The 16979-nt window shown below is 59.9% G+C and carries 16 protein-coding genes; 8 read left to right on the top strand and 8 right to left on the bottom strand.

Annotated features, from left to right (window positions below; genetic code table 11):
- Positions 1 to 194: 194 nt before the first annotated feature.
- Both QCE79_RS14865 and QCE79_RS14860 read left to right on the top strand, forming a co-directional pair.
- Positions 195 to 1079, top strand: coding sequence for an alpha/beta hydrolase (locus tag QCE79_RS14865; protein ID WP_309845456.1), 885 nt, complete (start codon positions 195 to 197; stop codon positions 1077 to 1079).
- Positions 1080 to 1579: 500 nt separating this feature from the next.
- Positions 1580 to 2113 carry a 2OG-Fe(II) oxygenase gene (locus QCE79_RS14860; protein ID WP_309845454.1) on the top strand — a complete coding sequence of 178 codons (534 nt, stop codon included), beginning with the start codon at positions 1580 to 1582 and terminating at the stop codon, positions 2111 to 2113.
- A 108-nt stretch (positions 2114 to 2221) separates the two neighbouring features.
- Here the strand turns inward: QCE79_RS14860 and QCE79_RS14855 are convergent, their stop codons facing one another.
- Entirely contained in the window at positions 2222 to 3574 is a 1353-nt protein-coding gene (locus tag QCE79_RS14855) for an MFS transporter (RefSeq protein ID WP_309845451.1), read from the bottom strand.
- Positions 3575 to 3872: 298 nt separating this feature from the next.
- Between QCE79_RS14855 and QCE79_RS14850 the strand changes: the two genes are divergently transcribed.
- Positions 3873 to 4157 (top strand): type II toxin-antitoxin system Phd/YefM family antitoxin, encoded by a 285-nt coding sequence (locus QCE79_RS14850; protein ID WP_244830477.1) that lies wholly within the window; start codon positions 3873 to 3875, stop codon positions 4155 to 4157.
- The gene (locus QCE79_RS14845; protein WP_309845446.1) at positions 4157 to 4492 is read left to right on the top strand and encodes a type II toxin-antitoxin system RelE/ParE family toxin; all 336 of its coding nucleotides are present in this window, start codon (positions 4157 to 4159) and stop codon (positions 4490 to 4492) included. Before QCE79_RS14850 ends, QCE79_RS14845 begins: the two co-directional genes overlap by 1 nt.
- A gap of 40 nt (positions 4493 to 4532) precedes the next feature.
- Here QCE79_RS14845 and QCE79_RS14840 read toward each other — a convergent pair whose 3' ends face one another.
- From QCE79_RS14840 to QCE79_RS14820, 5 genes are all read right to left on the bottom strand, one after another.
- Positions 4533 to 4706: a hypothetical protein gene (locus QCE79_RS14840; RefSeq protein WP_244830479.1), complete on the bottom strand. Its 174-nt coding sequence runs from the start codon at positions 4704 to 4706 to the stop codon at positions 4533 to 4535.
- A 215-nt stretch (positions 4707 to 4921) separates the two neighbouring features.
- On the bottom strand, positions 4922 to 6292 hold the full coding sequence (locus QCE79_RS14835) for an MFS transporter (protein ID WP_309845443.1): 1371 nt from the start codon (positions 6290 to 6292) through the stop codon (positions 4922 to 4924).
- A 24-nt stretch (positions 6293 to 6316) separates the two neighbouring features.
- Positions 6317 to 7153 (bottom strand): enoyl-CoA hydratase-related protein, encoded by an 837-nt coding sequence (locus tag QCE79_RS14830; RefSeq protein WP_250468243.1) that lies wholly within the window; start codon positions 7151 to 7153, stop codon positions 6317 to 6319.
- Positions 7154 to 7198: 45 nt separating this feature from the next.
- Positions 7199 to 8416, bottom strand: a complete 1218-nt coding sequence (locus QCE79_RS14825; RefSeq protein ID WP_309845440.1) for a CoA transferase — start codon at positions 8414 to 8416, stop codon at positions 7199 to 7201.
- A 109-nt stretch (positions 8417 to 8525) separates the two neighbouring features.
- Positions 8526 to 9422, bottom strand: coding sequence for a LysR substrate-binding domain-containing protein (locus QCE79_RS14820; protein ID WP_309845437.1), 897 nt, complete (start codon positions 9420 to 9422; stop codon positions 8526 to 8528).
- Positions 9423 to 9798: 376 nt separating this feature from the next.
- Between QCE79_RS14820 and QCE79_RS14815 the strand changes: the two genes are divergently transcribed.
- Complete coding sequence (locus QCE79_RS14815; RefSeq protein ID WP_309846542.1) at positions 9799 to 10317, top strand: DNA starvation/stationary phase protection protein; 519 nt, start codon at positions 9799 to 9801, stop codon at positions 10315 to 10317.
- Between the two features lie 89 nt (positions 10318 to 10406).
- Here QCE79_RS14815 and QCE79_RS14810 read toward each other — a convergent pair whose 3' ends face one another.
- Positions 10407 to 11081, bottom strand: coding sequence for an HAD family hydrolase (locus QCE79_RS14810; protein ID WP_250494711.1), 675 nt, complete (start codon positions 11079 to 11081; stop codon positions 10407 to 10409).
- Between the two features lie 526 nt (positions 11082 to 11607).
- Here QCE79_RS14810 and QCE79_RS14805 point away from each other — a divergent pair.
- The 3 genes from QCE79_RS14805 (at position 11608) to QCE79_RS14795 (ending at position 16053) form a co-directional block, all read left to right on the top strand.
- Positions 11608 to 13161 (top strand): histidine kinase dimerization/phosphoacceptor domain -containing protein, encoded by a 1554-nt coding sequence (locus QCE79_RS14805; RefSeq protein ID WP_309845435.1) that lies wholly within the window; start codon positions 11608 to 11610, stop codon positions 13159 to 13161.
- Positions 13162 to 13930: 769 nt separating this feature from the next.
- On the top strand, positions 13931 to 14713 hold the full coding sequence (locus QCE79_RS14800) for a GNAT family N-acetyltransferase (protein WP_309845432.1): 783 nt from the start codon (positions 13931 to 13933) through the stop codon (positions 14711 to 14713).
- Positions 14714 to 15045: 332 nt separating this feature from the next.
- Positions 15046 to 16053 carry a GNAT family N-acetyltransferase gene (locus QCE79_RS14795; RefSeq protein WP_309845429.1) on the top strand — a complete coding sequence of 336 codons (1008 nt, stop codon included), beginning with the start codon at positions 15046 to 15048 and terminating at the stop codon, positions 16051 to 16053.
- A gap of 50 nt (positions 16054 to 16103) precedes the next feature.
- Here QCE79_RS14795 and QCE79_RS14790 read toward each other — a convergent pair whose 3' ends face one another.
- The gene (locus QCE79_RS14790) at positions 16104 to 16862 is read right to left on the bottom strand and encodes an alpha/beta hydrolase (protein ID WP_309845427.1); all 759 of its coding nucleotides are present in this window, start codon (positions 16860 to 16862) and stop codon (positions 16104 to 16106) included.
- Positions 16863 to 16979: the final 117 nt, after the last annotated feature.

Below are 16979 nucleotides of genomic sequence, written 5' to 3'. Positions count from 1 at the left end.
GTCGTGGCACGGCGGCCGCCTTCAGCCGCCCCGTTTATTCTTCTCCTAACCCGAACAGTGCATTCTGCGCCGGGGTGATTCCGCAAGAAGCGCAAACGCTGCAGTATGGCTCCAGGCCGCTGCAGACCGGTTCCGAGCGAAACAAGTGCTCGCCGGGACGCGGCGCCATAACCACTCCTTGTTCGGGATACACCATGACCGCGATTCCTGTCATTCGATACCAGTCCGAGAATATCGATGGGCTCAACGTGTTCTACAGAGAAGCGGGGCCTTCGGAAGCCCCCGTGGTGCTGCTGTTGCACGGCTTTCCCACGTCCTCGCATATGTTCCGCAATCTCATTCCCATCCTGGCCGAAAAGTATCACGTAGTCGCGCCCGATTACCCGGGCTTCGGTCAGAGCGATGCGCCCGATCACACCGTCTTCAAGTACGGCTTTCAACATTACGCTGAAATCGTCGATGCGTTGCTCAAGCGTCTTGGCATCGACCGCTTTGCAATGTACGTGATGGACTACGGCGCGCCGGTGGGATACCGCCTCGCGCTCATGGACCCGGCGCGGGTGACGGGGCTCATCGTTCAGAACGGCAACGCGTATGTCGAAGGGCTGCGCGAATTCTGGAACCCGATCAAAGCGTATTGGGCAGACAATTCGGTCAAGAATCGCGAAGCGCTGCACAGTCTCGTGACGCTGGACACGACCATCTTTCAATACACGGACGGCGTTTCGGATGTATCGAGAATCAGCCCGGATAACTGGATTCACGATCAGGCGCTGCTCGACCGGCCCGGCAACCGCGAAATCCAGATGGACCTCTTTCTGGACTATGGGACGAACGTGCCGCTCTATCCTGAGTTTCAGGCGTTCTTCCGTGAGCATCGGCCGCCGACCATCATCGTGTGGGGCAAGAACGACAAGATCTTTCCGGAAGAAGGCGCGCATCCTTATCTGCGGGATCTTCCGGATGCGCAAATACACATTCTCGACACGGGACACTTCGCGCTGGAAGACAAGCTCGACGAGATGGCGCCACTCTTGATCGATTTTCTCGATCGCTCGCTCGTGCTATCGAAGACGTAGTAAGCGGGCAGATACCGCAAAGCGCGACGTGACCGCCGCAACCATCGTCCGTCGCGCGCTTGGTACCGAATGTGTCCGATTCAAAGTGTCGACGCTGCGTATAGGACGTCCGCCAAGAACTTCGCTCGCGCAGCAACGGTCGGAATCGGTCTCACTCGTGTAGACTGCGCCGTGATCTCAACAGATCGGCTGCCTCGACGCGGCTTGTTCCGCTGGGTCCGGCGTGTGTCGATGTCCGCGTTCGACGCGACCATCGACGCTAGATGGTCTCGAACAACCGGTAGCAAGCCAGAGCGATTGCTCTTTCGAGCCGCCAGCGCAAGAACAAATAAAAAAGGGCATCTCTGGAACACCCCCTGACTGAAGCGCAAGTCCAATCTTCGGATAATGATTGGATATGCGAAGCCGCATGTGACAACGTAACCGACGTCTCGACGAATTCCCGATCCGGCGAATTCGATACTGCGACCAGCGCACTCGCCGTCAATGGCTGGTGTGTCGTGCCAGATTTTCTGACACAACGTCAGACACAGGCGTTGGCGACCGAATGCATGGCGATGTATGCAGCCCAGTTGCTGACACCCGCCCGTGTGGGTGCCAAACGCGCGGCCACGCTCTTGCGCGGCGACAGTACGCGCTGGTTCCAGCCCGATGCGTTGAGTCCGCGGCAGCAGACGTTCGCCGATCGCATCGAAGCGCTGCAGATGGCGCTCAACCGCGAACTGTTTCTAGGCCTGGTCGATAGCGAATCACACTATGCGGTGTATCGGCCAGGTACAGGCTACACACGCCATCTCGATTGCCTGCGCAATAACGATAGCCGCGTGATTTCCGCCGTGTTCTATCTCAACGAAGCGTGGCAGGACGTCGAAGGCGGCGCACTGCGGCTCTACCTTGCCGATCAGACACATCACGACGTCTTTCCACGCGCCGGGACGCTGCTGTTGTTTCTCTCGGCACAATTCGAACACGAGGTGCTGCCCGCGACGCGCGATCGCATGAGCATCGCGTGCTGGATGAGGCAACGAGTGTGACGCTGGCGGCACGCAAGCCACGTTGATACGTTGGCTGCCGGCCGCATGACTGAACGCACGATAGCGAGCGTCCCGGACCCTCGCTATCGTTGTCTCGCTTCTACGCTTTTACGCTTCGTGACTGAGCGCGGCAGGCGGAATCGGGCCGCGTACGAGCAACCAATAGCCGATCACCGCAACAGCGGCAACGCCCGCTCCCACGAACAGCGCGGGCTGGAACGAATGCGTCTTTTGCACGATGAAGCCCGTGACCACCGGCGCCAGCGCCCCGCCGAAGTAGCCGCCGAAGTTCTGCATCGCGCCGATCGACGCGGTGCAGTTGGCGGGCGCGGCAACGGACGCCGTCGCCCAGGCTGCACTGCTCGATACATACAGAAGCAACATCGAGATGGAGATGAACACGACTGCCAGCGTCGCGCTGTGCGTGAGGCCCGTCAGAATCGTGAAGACGCAGACACCGAAAAGCGATGCGGCCATCGGGTATTTCCGGCTGTTTACCGCCGATACGCCGCGCCGCGCGAGCACGTCGCAGATCTTTCCGCCGGACAAACTACCCACCACGCCGAAGAGATAAGGAACGGCCGCCACCCATCCCGACTTCGAGATGGTGAGATGAAATTCCATATGCAGGTACGTCGGCAGCCATGCGTTGTAAAGCCACAAGACGTAGATCGTGCCGAAGAAACCCAGCAGCATGCCCCACGTCGTTCCGAACTCCAACAGACGGCGCCACTCGCGCCACGTCGGACGGGTCTGTACTTCGCCATCGACGTCGGTCAGATAGGCGCGCTCCCGATGCGTCAGGTCGACCTGACGCGGGTCGCGATGCACGAGGTAGAAACACAGCGCCACGACGAGGCCCGCGATACCCATGATGCCGAACATCCATCGCCATCCGACAGTCAACATGACGACCGTGAGCAAGGGCGCCGATATGGCGGTGCCGAGCGTCGACGAGCTGTTCCAGATGCCCGTGGCGGCACCGCGCTCTTTCTTGCCGAACCAGTCACGAACGACTTTGGCGCTCGTCGGAAATTGCGGCGCCTCGCCTATGCCGAGCACCATGCGCGCCGCGAAGAACTGAGCGAAACTGGTCACGACGCCGCCGAACGCTTGCGCTATCGACCACATCGCAAGGCTTACAGAAAGCATGACACGCGCACCGAAGCGATCGACCAGCGCACCCGCCGGGAGTTGCGCAAAGGCATAAGCCCATAGAAACGCCGACAGCAACAAACCCATTTCCCCGACCGAAAGGCCGAGATCCTGCCGGATAAGCGGATTCGCAATGGACAGCGTCGCGCGGTCGATGTAATTGATGACTCCGCTCAGGAGCAGCAAAGCAAGTGCGGTACGCTGAATTCGCCGCACTCTCGGTGAAGCCTGGTCATTCGATGCCATGCTCTCAGCATCGCCAAGGTCGGATTCCGGGACATGCGGCGCCGTGGTGGATTGCTCCATGTATCTGTCTCCTGGATGTTTGGTTTTATCAGCGAAGCCGTTTTTTAGATCCGAACGCGAGCAATACTGCATTGGACTGACGCACGATAGCTCCGCCTTAATTAGAAATCCAATCAATTTGCGCGTGATGTGGCCCGGGGAAAACCCGCGTTCTGCCTTGGATCGAGGCGTGCATGTAACGGCAGCCGCCACATGGTTACCGCGCGCGCGCGCCGTAGTTGTAGTAGCAACGGCCGTTGCCACCAGACTGAAATTGGTCTATATTTAGTCTCGTTCAACCTGTAGAACGGAGTATCCGATGCACATTGCCGATCATGTGAAGCCGATCAGCTATTTAAAGAGCGAAGCGGCACAAATCGTCAAGGACCTTGCCGAGTCGGGCGAGCCGCTAATCATCACGCAGAACGGCGAAGCAAAGCTCGTGGTGCAGGATGTGCGAACTTACGAAGCCGCCCAGCAGACACTCGCCATGTTGAAGATTCTAGCAATCGGTCAAAAGCAAATCGAACGCGAGGATTATGTCGAAGGCGATGCATTCTTTTCGGAACTCGACGGATTGGACCGCGAGGAAAGGCTTCGTTGATGCCGGCGCTGTTGAAGTACCGGGTGTTGCCGACAGCCCGAATCGGCATCGAGGAACTGAGAAGTTATATCGTCCGTACTTTCGGCTGGGAAACGTGGCGCCAGACCTCTGCGCACTTGCAGGAGACGATCACGCAAATCCGCAAGTTCCCCGAGAGCGGCCATATTCCGGTTGAACTCGAAGGTTTCGTCGACGACACTTTCCGGCAAGTCATTTCCGGCAAGAACCGAATTGTCTATCAGGTGCGCGAAGGCGTTCTGTACATCCATCTCGTCTGCGACACGCGACGCGATCTGCAAGCGCTCCTTCAGCGAATCGTGCTGCGGCTGATCTAAACCTAGTGGTACCGCACGTCCAAGGACGTGCGCGCGCCACTTAATTGCCGGCATCGTCCGTGGATGAGGCCTCGTCCTTCGTTTCCTCGTGCTTTATATGCGGCTTCTTTCCGGGCTGCGGCGCGTGTTCCGCGTCCGGCGCGATGTCTTCGCCGTGATGTTTCTTTTCCTGCTGCACTTTTTTGTCGTGCGCGACGTTACGGGGATCGGTCATGGATCGTCTCAACGGTTGGTTCGACTTGGCCGCTCAAGTTCGCGACACCGAAAAGGCAGCGCAGATTCCGGGCCAGCTACCGGCGCGAAGCTTGGCGACGCGTTCCGTTGAGCTGCCAGTTCGCATCGAGAAATTTGCCCGCGGTTGGCGAATCGAGCGCACAGGCGCCGAAGCACTTCGAATCCGCGCCGATGTGAGCCACGGCCGTGTCCGGCTCAGCGCGTGGTCAGCGTCTCCGCATTGGCATGCGCTGGCATGTCGTTGCCGCGCACGGCTCTCATCCGCGCATCCTGCCTCAGGCCCCAGATCCATGTCACAGCGAGACAGGGCAGGAGCGAAGCGATCGAATAGCCGACGCCCGCAAGCGGGTTGCCGGTCAGATTGACGAGCGCGAGGCTGATCAAAGGCAGAAACCCGCCGAACACCACGTTGCCGAGTTGTTGTGCAAGGCCGAACCCGGTCGTGCGGCTCTGCGGAGGAAAACACTCGGCGACGAACGCAGGCAGTGGCGCCATGATCATCGCGGTCAGCACGGCGAGTACGGCGATCAGCAGCGAGACGGAGATCCACTGCGACGACGCCGCGCTGGCCCTGATGCCCGCAAACGCCGGATAGACAGCCGCGATCCACATGACGATGCCGATCAGCATCACGCGCGCGCGCCCGACGAGATCCGACAATCGGCCGAACACCGGATAGAGCGGCGCGGCGATCAAGATGCCGGCGCCGAGACACACGTTGGCCTGTGTCGGTTCGACTTTGAGGACGTTCTGCAAGAAATAAAGCATGTAGACGATCGAGGTGTACAGCGACACCGAGGTGCCGCCTTGCGCGCCGAACATCGCCACCAGAATGGCTTTCCAGGACGTTCTGCTCGACAGTGTCTCCTGCAAGGGCCGCTTCGACAGCCGGCCTGCGTCGCGCATCTCCGTGAATACCGGCGTCTCCGTCATGCCGAGCCGTATCCACGTGGCGACGGCCACGATCGGCGCGGAGATCAAAAACGGCGCCCTCCATCCCCACGATTCGAAGCTGGCCGTATCGAGCGAAAGCTTCAGGGCCGAGACGACGACGAGCGCAAGTAGCAAACCGATGCTCGCCGTGCTCTGCAACACGCTGGTCGCCATGCCCTTGCGGCCTTCCGGGGCATGCTCCATGACGTACACGACAGCCGAACCATACTCGCCGCCGAGCGCGACGCCCTGCACGATGCGCAATGTGAGCAGCGCGATGGGCGCGGCAATGCCAGCAGATGCATAGGTAGGCAAACAACCGATGCCGACGGTGGCAATTCCCATGATCGCGAGCGTGATGACGAAGGTCTTCTTGCGGCCAATGCGGTCGGCCATCGGACTGAAGATCACGGTGCCCAGCGGGCGGGCCACATACGCGATGCCGAACGTGGCAACGCCGGCCAGCGCCGCGACGGACTTGTCCGTGGAAGGAAGGAACAGATGCGTGAGCGTCGCCGTCAGCGCGACGTAGACGAAGAAGTCGTAATACTCGAGCATCGTTCCGAGACTGGACGTCACGATTATGCGCAACATGCCGGGCCGACCATGCACCTTGCCTGATTCTTTGTTCATGTGTGTCTCCTCCAGTTGGTCATGTCAGGCGGCGCCGCCTTCGCCGCGCGGCGCCTTTCGTCGGGCCTGCTGCTCGATGAATGCCGACACCGCCTGCTTGTGCTCGTTCCCGCACAGCAAGATGGCCTGCATGTTCGCCGCCAATTCGAGCGCGGCGGGCAACGTACAGTGCGACGACTCGCGCACCAGCTTCTTCGACATACGCAGCGCGAGCGGCGGACTGCCGGCAATGCGCCGCGCAAGCGCGAGCGCTTCGCTATCCAGCATGTCGTCGGGATAGACGTTCGCGACGATACCGAGCCGCCTGGCCTCGTCGGCATCGATGAATTCGCTGGTCAGCGTCAGTTCGAGCGCCTTCGCAGGTCCCACGATGCGTGACAGAAACCACGCGCCGCCGATACCGGAAACCAGGCCGAGTCGAAGGAAGCTCTCGGCGAAGACCGCGCGCGCGCCGGCGACCCGGATATCGCACATCAGCGCCAGGTCGCAGCCTGCGCCGACCGCCGCGCCGTTCACCGCGCAGATCGACGGCACCTCCATTTCGCCGAGCGCGCGCGTGATCCGGTGCAGACTCGTACGCAGGCGTTCACGCACTTGCTCGACGCCGCCGTCCATTAGATCCTTGCCGCTCTGCATGTCCTTGACGTTTCCGCCCGTGCAGAAATGCCTCGACGACGATCGCAGCAGCAGGCAGTGCACATCGGCCCTGCGATCGACGGTTTCGAGCACGTCCGATAACGCTTCGGTCATTGCCACCGTGAGGGCGTTGCCATTCGCGGCGCCATCGAGCGTGACGGTCATCACGCCTTCGTCGACTGTGTAGCGCACGAGCGGCGCATCGCCGCGTTCCATGTCCTGCATGGTCTGTCTCCTGAGGTAAAAGCGTTCTTGTCCGACGCCGCGCGCCTACGTCGTACCGGCATGCGCCGCGCTCGCGCGTATCACGCCGGCGTTCAGCAACGCGGCGATTTCCTCTTCCTCGATGCCGTAAAACCCCAGCATGTCGAGCGTGTGCTGACCCGTCGTCGGGGCGGGCGTCTCGTCGGACGGGGCTGAATCGGATGGCCCGAGCGCGAAGCCGTGGGTCTGCATACGGCCCGCGACCGGATGCTCGACCGTGCGGGCAATGCAGCTCTCGCGATACTCCGTCGTCTCGATGACCTCGCGATACGTGGTGACGGGCGCGCAGAGAATATCTCTAGCCGAAAGCAGGTCGATCCACTCGCCCGTGCTCCGCCGGGCGAAATGCGCGTCCAGAATCGTGTGAAGTTCGGCACGGTGACGCACGCGGGCGTCGTTGGTGGCGAAACGCGTATCCGCTTCGAGGCCGGGCGCATCGAGCAACTCGCACAACGCACTCCAGCGGCCGGGATGGTAGGCCACGACCATCATCCATCCGTCGCGGGTGCGGAAGGCTTCGTTTGGGCACGCATACGGCGCCGCGCTGCCGACTTTCTCCGGGTCCGCTCCCGATGCAAAGAACGCCGCGAAGCTGATCTGCTGCAGCATCAGCGTTGCGTTGTAGAGGCTCACGTCCAGGTGTTGCCCCGTTCCGTTCAAGCGCGCCGTATGCAACGCGCCCAGCACGGCGATCGTGGCGAGATAGCCGCCCATCATGTCGGCTACCGGCACCGGCACTTTCAGCGGATCGCCGTGCGCCGTCCCGAGCGTGCTCATGAGTCCGCTCACGGCCTGTATCACGCCATCGACGCCGGGCCGCTTCGTGTTCTCGCCGCGTTGACCGAATGCCGAGATCGAGCAATAGACGAGTTTCGGATTGGCGGGGCGCAGCGCCTCGTAGTCGAGGCCCAGCGACGCCATGACGCCCGGCCGAAAATTCTCGACGAGCACGTCCGCGCGGCGCGCCATGGTCGCGACGGTCCGCCGCCCGGCGTCGGTCTTGAGATCGATGGCAAGGCTGAACTTGCCGCGATTGACGCTCATGAACGTCGGGCTCACGCCGTTCTGCCACGGCGGCCCTATCTGCCTGCCGATTTCACCGCCAGGCGGCTCGATCTTGACGACGTGCGCGCCGAGGTCGGCGAGCGTCATCGAACAGACCGGTCCCGCCAGCACATGCGAAAAGTCGAGGACGCGCACACCTTTCAAGCTATCTCGAATCATTGTCGTGGTCCTGTCTCCGGGTCCGACGTTGCGTCGAACCATGGCGCAGATTAGAGCCGCGCCATCACCGGAACAATCGACTTTTTCGAAACGAGGCTTTGAGTTTTTGTTAAGAGGTGCCGCTAGTCTGGACGAGCGAGATCAACCAGTCGCGGAAGGTCGTCAAGGCTGCGGAAGGACGGCGGGTGGCGGCCCACGCGAAGTAATAGGTGTATGCGCCACGGTCGAGCTCGAAGCGAAATGGCGCGACCAACTGGCCGCTGTCGAGTTCGGCCCGGACGAGCGCTTTTTGCGCGATTGCCACGCCATGACCTTCGATTGCGGCCTGATACGCCAGCAGTGAGGTTTCATAGCGCATTTCGCGACGGCGCCCATCGAGCGGGAAGCCCGCCGCCTTCATCCACAGCGCCCAGTCGTCGGCGCGCGCGAGCGAATGCAGGAGCGTCTCGCCCTGCAACCTGCCGCGCGCGCGGGTCTTGCGCGATGGCGCGGCGACGGGCACGAGTTCATTGGGAATGAGCCTTTGTGCGGAAAGACCGGGCCACTTGCCGGCGCCGAGCTGGATGCCGCCGTCTATATCCTCACGCTCGAAATTGAGCGGTGCCGACGACGTAGTGAGTTGGACATCGACGTCCTCATGCTGGCGATGAAAACTGGCGAGCCGCGGTATGAGCCAGCGCACCGCGAACGTCGCGGGGCATCGAATCTTGAGCACCTGCGAGCGCCGCCCTGCCCCGCGGATACTGTCGGTTGCCTGGCGCAGTCCTTCGAAAAACGGCATGAGTTCGGCGAGATAGCGCGCGCCCGCCGAAGTCAGTTCGAGCCTGCCCCTGACGCGCTCGAACATTTCCACGCCAAGAAACCCTTCCAGCGCTTTTACTTGCCGGCTGACGGCCGCCGGTGTCACGGCGAGTTCGTTCGCCGCTTTCGAGACGCTCAGAAGACGTCCGGTAGCTTCGAAAGCGCGTATCGAATTCAGAGAAGGCAGCAGCGCGGGACGGTCCATGAACTTCTGCGTGATTTACGGAGGTTCTAATACTGACGTAAAAGCGCGGCTAATGCACTCCGTCTGCGGCGGTACTTCAAGTGGCTAATGCAACCTCGTTTTAACTTCTTGATGATGTAATCGGAATATTCGTCGCGCCGGATGAACACGGTATCAATAACTCGTCGTCTTCTTTGGATTGAACGCCTCAAGCAGCGGCGACAATGGCCCGCTCTGATTTTGGTGATTAACCGTCTCACGGCATACGCGTTCCATGCCGACTCCTCGAAATCGAGTCGCCACGCTTCTTATGTTCGGGAGATTGGCAGCCGGTTGGGTACGTCGTTTGCGCCATGGCTCCTGCAAGACGACACTAAACACTTCCCTGGAGTTAAAGATGGCAACGACGGACTCGAATCGCGCTGGCGAAAAGAACCTGACCACCCCGACCGACCTCGGCAACGACGCCCGCACGGAGGTATCCGCAGGATTGACCCAACTTCTCGCGGACGTCTTCTCCTTGTTCGTCAAAACGAAGAACTTCCATTGGCATGTGAGCGGCCCGCACTTTCGCGATTATCACCTTTTGCTCGACGATCAAGCCGCCTTGGTCTTCGCAATGATCGATCCGGTCGGAGAACGCGCTCGTAAGCTGGGCGGAACGACCTTGCGCTCGATTGGGCAAATCGCCTCGCTCAAACGACTAGGTGACAACGATGAGACGTTCGTCGCGCCCGAAGCGATGCTGGATGAATTGCGCCAAGATAACGAACTGCTGATCAAATTCATGCGTGAACTCCACGAACTTTGCGACGACAAGGATGACGTGGCAACGGCGAGCCTGCTCGAGAACTGGATCGATCAGACCGAAGAACGGGTGTGGTTTCTCTTCGAAACGACTCGTCATACGCGCTGAGTCCTCGGGGAAAAGCACGGTCGCACGTGCCGGCGCATGGTGCGACAGGGCATGGACGCGACCGTTAGCCTGTTTCCGCCTGGCTTCGTTCACTTATCTGGATGGGTTGCAAGCTCGCTCATGTGAGCCAGCATATCGGCGGGGTCGACGAATACGTGCAAGGCCCCTGCCCGCTGCAGTTCGGCCTCGCCCACACCGCCCGACTGCAGCCCTATTCCGTAGGCATGGCAACGGCGCGCGCCAAGCAAGTCCCAAGTGCTGTCTCCGACGACATAGCTGTATTCGATTGCAACACCTAGCTGCTTGGCTGCGGCCATGAACACGTCCGGCTCCGGCTTGCCATGCTCGACTTCGCTGCTGGTTGCAACTACGGCCGTTTTGGCATCGATGCCCAGCTTTTCGAGGTTTGCCGCAGTTGCTTCCGGGCTTCCGCTGGTTGCGATGGCCCACGGTATATCGGCCTTGGTCAAGGCTGCAAGCAACGCCTGCGCACCCGGCAGAGGCAAGATCTGCGGTGACAGTTCCTTCAACAGTTCGCCCTGCCGACGCTTTACGCGATCAATGCAGTCCGCCGACGTTTCGCCAGCGATCTCCCGAAAAATCTGCGCTGCGAACAGTTCGCTACTCATCCCGATTTTTCGATGGATTCTCGATCCAGGCAGCGCAAGGCCCTCGCTCGCAAGCGCTTCGGTCCAGGCGGAGACGTGTTGGTAGACGCTGTCGACGAGCGTTCCATCGAGATCGAAGATAAAGGCCGTTTTCATCGTTTATTCCTGAAGCATGCCGGTTGACTGAAAAGCTACTTGGAGATGCGAACGCGCGACGGGCTGCGCCTCTCTTTCCTCCCTGTCGAGATCCGACATGACCCGCGCACGCGGGCGGGCGCTTGCAGTTTGCCGATGTTGACTAGCGTCGAAGTGTGAGTTAAGCCGTTTTCCCGGATGCTAGATGTTCGGCATCCTTAGGTCCAACCCCAAAGGCTCACGCTTGCCAGGGGTCTTCCCTAACGCTGCGCACGATGGATGCCTGAGCATGCGTCACAACTGCTATCCACTCCGATTTGCTTGGTGCGCCGCTAAAAAAGCGGCATTCATTCGCCTTGAGGTTGCGCATGACGGTCGCTTTCACTGACAATCACCAAGCCACTCGTTCGGGACGCGTCCGGGCCGTCGATCGAAAAGTTATTCAGGAGATCGAGGTTTGACCCCAGAATACACACTGCCGCGATAGCGTCCGGTATACCGCCTTCAATAAGACTGTTCGAGCAGACTGATCTCGTCGAGGAATGACATGGCCCCGAATTCGCAGCGAACGCCGGCGTCGGTATCGTCGAAGCTGGTTGCACAACGTCTGCGCAAGCAACAGGAGCTGGCAGTTGCGTTTGGCGCCACGGCTTTCGGGTTGCTTCACTTCCCTAAGGTTCTCGACGAGGCATGCCGGGTCCTGTCCGAGGGAATGAATGCGAAGCATACAAAAGTGCTGCGCTACGTCGCCTCAAATCACACGCTCATCATGACGGCGGGTATTGGATGGGACGACGAGGATTGGCTCATTCCAGTGGAAGCGGAAGCGAGTAATCCTGCTGGGGCGGCGTTCCTCACGCGCCGCATCGTCGTAAGCGGCGACATCGACGTGGACAAGCGATTCAACGTTCCTCCAATCATGGCCCGGCATGGACTCAAAAGCGCGATCAATGTCCCGATTCAAGGTATGGGAGAGCCGTTCGGCATTCTCGAGGTGGATAGCACGCATAGCCATGCTTTTGCCGATGTCGACGCGGTGTTCATTTCGGCTATCGCCAACATCATTTCCTTCTGCCGGGAACAGAGCCTGGCCGAGGACGGACTCGGCGCGGCACAACGCTTTTCACCTCAACTCGTGGGTGCGAGTTCCGACTGCGTGTTGCTGGTGACGACGGACGGAAAAATCGAATTTGCCAACGAAGCCTGCCAATCCGCATTTGCATTCGAGGAAGGCTCCAACCTCGTCGGGGCTGCTCACACCGCGTTATGGCACGACGACGATCAAGCACGCATTGCACAGGCCGTTCGCGCAGCCATTGCAGGGAAGTCCACGCGCGTCGATGGGCGCAGCGCGTCTGCCATCATCGGCGACGAGCAGTCGTGGGATGTATCCATTTCCCCCGTGCTCAATGAGCACGGCGCCATTACCGGCGCGTTGATGGTGCTGCGGAACATCACGGAATGGCGCTCGCATGAAGACGCGCTCGTCAAGATGGTCTCATCGCAGGAAGCCAGGCTGGAAGACTCGGCTCTGGCAATCAAGGAAGTGCATCATCGCGTCCGCAATAGTCTCCAGTTGGTGCAGACTCTTCTCTCGCTGCAGGCAAGTTTGGCAGCAGACGCAACCGTCAAGCATCAGCTCCAGGCAGCGGCCACGCGAGTGGATTGCATTGGATCGGTACATGAGCGTTTGTATTCGACGGATAACGCCTTGAAAACCGATGCGCAGGATTATTTAAGCGGCGTGGTCGATCACATAGCCGAATTAGACCCAGGCAGATCGATCTCGGTCGATGCGAGAGGCGTCTCGTTGAGCGAGACGCAGATGACCACATTGGGACTCGTCGTGGCTGAAATGACGATGAACGCGTTGAAGTACGGTCGTGGGCATATTCATGTGGGCCTGACGGACGAGACGGGTAATCTGACGTTAGTGGTCGAGGATGAAGGCAACGGCTTTCCGGAGAATTTTCCTACGCCTAGCGGGACCGGTCTCGGAATGCGCTTGATTCAGCGGTTCAGTGGCGCGTCTGGAGGCAGCGTCCGGGTCGACAGGTCGGTTTCGTTTAGTCGACTGGTTGTAACGTTCACCAAGAGGTGATGGGCGACAGGCCAGCGATGGATCGAGAGCGCAACGCTGCTCTTAGCGATGGTGTGAAACTCCTCATCGGCCGTCGATTGTCGCAGCGAACGCGGCATGCCAAACCAGCGCACCGCCAACGACGCTCGCAGCAGCGCCGTGGTCCCTGACCTGCTAGCTTGCATGCCATGACAACGCAATTGTCCGAGCTTTCCTGACGTGCATTGTTTGGTCGCGCACAGAGTCCTGAACCCGCACGCGTAATATTCCGTAAGCATCTATTTAGCGCGGAGCCGATTGGACGAATGCCGTATTGCGGATTCGGTCCACTACGCGCGTCGAGATTCAATAAAACAAAGCGAGCATTCCCGCGGTCCACCGACTGTGAGTGTACGTGCGCGTATAAAGATTTCACCGGGGGTGTCGCTGTTTCATGACACGTCACTAAACTAAAAGAACTCATTCTGACCAAATGCAATCGTCAATTCTTGCCAAGCCTCCCAACGCGGACGAGACAAGACTTTCTGCGCCAGATAAGTCCATTAACGAATCGACACTCCGTGGATTGGCAGGTAAAGATCGACAAAGCTCCAAGCCGTCCGCTTTGCCAGAAAGAAAAGCGAAATCAGAAAGCGCCGCCATCGCTCCTCGATCAGTCTTTCATGAACCGTGGTGGCTCGATATTGCAACCGATGGCAATTGGCGGTCAGCCAAAGTTCGGCGCGGCGACGAAATTGTCGGCGAGATGCCGTACTCGCTAAGCCGCAAAGGACTCTGGCGCACCTCGCAAATGCCACCGCTCACACGGACGCTCGGACCGGCTTTCAAGATCAATGAAGCCGATAAGACGCGCGCGATGCTGGATCGCATCAGCATCACGGAAGAACTGATCGGGCAGATTCCCGACGTCCACAGCTTCTATCAGATCTTCGACCCGCGCGTGGAAGATGCCCTTGCGTTCGGCCTGAATGGCTTTACCGTGTCGACGCGATACACGCTGCAGTTCTCCGCCGATCGCTCCATCGAGGAACTCTGGAAAGGTCTGCATTACAAGACTCGCAATATGATTCGTACCGGTCAGAAGTTCGTGACCGTGAAGCCACTCGAACCTGCGCAATTCAACCGGTTCTACGAAAGCAACCTCGAAGCACGCAGTCGTTCGAATGTCTATGGATCGAGCGTGATGCAACGGCTCGTCGATGCATTCGTCGAGCGCGGCGCGGGATATCTGCTTGGCGCCTTCGACGCGACCGGCGCGCTCGTCGCCGCGATAGGCGTCACCTTCGACAATCATGCCGCGTATTACATGCTGTCTTCGCGCACGCGGGATGCTCATGGCGGTGCGATCAGCGTGCTCGTCTGGCAGGCTATCGAAGACGCCATGAAACGACAGTTGACCTTCGACTTCGACGGCATTCCCAACGCAAGCACGTTCCGCTTTCTTAGCGGGTTCAAACCCGTGCTCAAGCCGCGCATCGTGATCGAGCGGCATAGTCCCGTCTGGTCGATGGCCAAGGCAGGCCGCCGTCTGATTCGCCCGAGAAAATCGGACTGGTTCGTCTCGACGGTTTGACTGAACGCCAGGGGTGCGCTCGAGCATTTCATAGAGAACGGGGTCTGTGTTTTCCGCAAGGAAGCACATGGCAGCGGTAAATCCAAAATAACAAATCGGCCAACGTTATGCAGCGACTGAACGGCAATGCAACACGCCAGCAGACTGGCATCAGCATCATCAGCGATCCGGAAAACTTTCTTGCACTCCGCGACGAATGGAGCTCGCTATGGTCCCGTATAGGCGGACATCATTACCAGTCATTCGACGTTTGCTGGCTCTGCTGGACGCGAGTAGCCAAGCCGCGTGGCGGTAGCTTGCATTGCATCGTATATCGGGAGCGCGGAGAACTCATGCTCGTCTGGCCTCTGGTGCGCCGCCGACGCTCGCTCTGGACGATCCTCGAGCCGCTGGCATCGGGAACGGCCGACCATACGAGCATCCTCGCATCGACCGGATCGGAAGCGGCTATCGAAGCTGCGTGGCAGGCCGCCAGCAAGGGAAGCCGCATCGATCTGTTCTCGATTCCCTACGTAAGCAAAGCCACGCGGCTCGACCGTCTTGCGTCGGGGCACGGCGGTCTCGTCGTAGCCAGACAGGACATCTCGGCCCTGGCGCTCCTGCGCCAGGAACCCGACTGGACGGCGTATTGCAAAACGCTTTCTACGTTGTCGAAGAAAAAGCCCGGCGCGCTGGAGCGCCGCTTCATGAAAGAGGGTGCGCTCGAAATCAAGGTGCTCGACGCTCGGGATGTGAGCGAGCATCGCAAATGGGTCGATTGGATGCTCGCGCAAAAGCGGCAATGGGCCGAACGAAACGGCAAGGACGGCCCGTGGCTGCATTCGGAGGGATACCGCGACTATCTGGTCGATCTGCTCGATGGAAGCCGTGGGAAGTCGCTGGCATTGATGTTCGTGATGACCCTCGACAATGCACCGGTGTGCGCCAACATGGTCGGACTGGCGCTGACTTGCGCAAGTGGTCTGATCGCGGGTTTCGATCCGAGCTTCGCCAAGTTCTCGCCCGGCGCCATCATGATGGAGCGCTGCGTCAAGTGGACATGGGAAAACCAGTTGGATCTCGATTTCGGCGTCGGATCGGAACCCTTCAAGGCTTACTGGAGTCGCGGCAACGTTCTTCACAACACGAGTTTCGAACTCGCGCTCTCCCCGTGGGGACGAGTCGCTTTCCTTGCGAAAGATTGCTTGAAGAAGCTGGCCGAGTGGAAGGCGTCGCGAGCGAATGGCAGCGAGGCGCAAGGATCGGTTCAGCCAGCCGATGCCGACATGGCAAAGTTTCCGTCCTCGCTGCCGGGGAAAAGCGTTGCAGGTCTCACGCGCTCGGGAATGAGTGCGCAATGAGCTAGCGCGATGGCGCTACTCGCTCAGCGGCTGCGAGCGCGCAGCGCTCGTCAGTGCTCGCAAAATTCTCTCAGCGCCGCGACGAGCAATTCGGGTTGTTCCTCGGCGAGAAAATGTCCGCACTTGGGCAGCGAACCGCCGCGCACGTTGTCGGCGACGGCGCTCATTCGGCTGACCATGTGCGGGCCCCAACGCTTCTCGCCGCCCAACGCGAGAACCGGGACGCTTGCCGGCAACCGCGCCGCCGCGCGGTTATCTATGACATCCTGAGGGAATTGCCGATACATCTCCATCGCCGCCCGGAACGCGCCGGGATGCATATAGGCACGCACATATTCGTCCATGTCGCGTGCCGATATGGCAGCGGGGTTATCGGTTCGATCGTTAATGAATGCGCTGATATAAACACGCTCACGGCCACCGCAAATCAGGGCTTCCGGCAGGAACGGCTTCTGATGAAACGAGAAGTGAAAGAGCAAAGGGCTCGATGCGATCTCATCCCAATCGCCGATGCCCGGAATGGACGCGTCGAGCACGGTGAGCGAACGCACGGGAAACTGCCATGCGAAGGCGTAAGCGACCATCGCGCCGATATCGTGACCGACGACATGGGGCGGCTCGTCGCCGAACTTCCTCACCAGACCGAAGAGGTCTGCCGCGAGTTGCTTTTTCGTGTAGCCCGCTTCCGTCTTGTCCGAGAAGCCCACGCCTCGAAGATCAGGGACGATCAAAGTAAAGTCTTCGCCGAGCGGCAGGAGCACGCGGCTCCATTCCCACCAGTTCTGCGGGAAGCCATGGATCAGAAGCATGATTGGCGCTGTACCAACGGGCCTTCCGCCGGTCACGTAATGCAGTTTCACGTCTCCGACAATGTCTGCGTCATGCCGGAATCCGTCGGGGAGAACGTCTGGGGAGAATTGTCCTTC

The sequence above is a fragment of the Caballeronia sp. LZ003 genome, from assembly GCF_031451465.1.
Classification (GTDB): domain Bacteria; phylum Pseudomonadota; class Gammaproteobacteria; order Burkholderiales; family Burkholderiaceae; genus Caballeronia.
The sequence above is the reverse complement of the archived record's forward strand: the minus strand, read 5'-3'. Positions and strand labels throughout refer to the sequence as shown.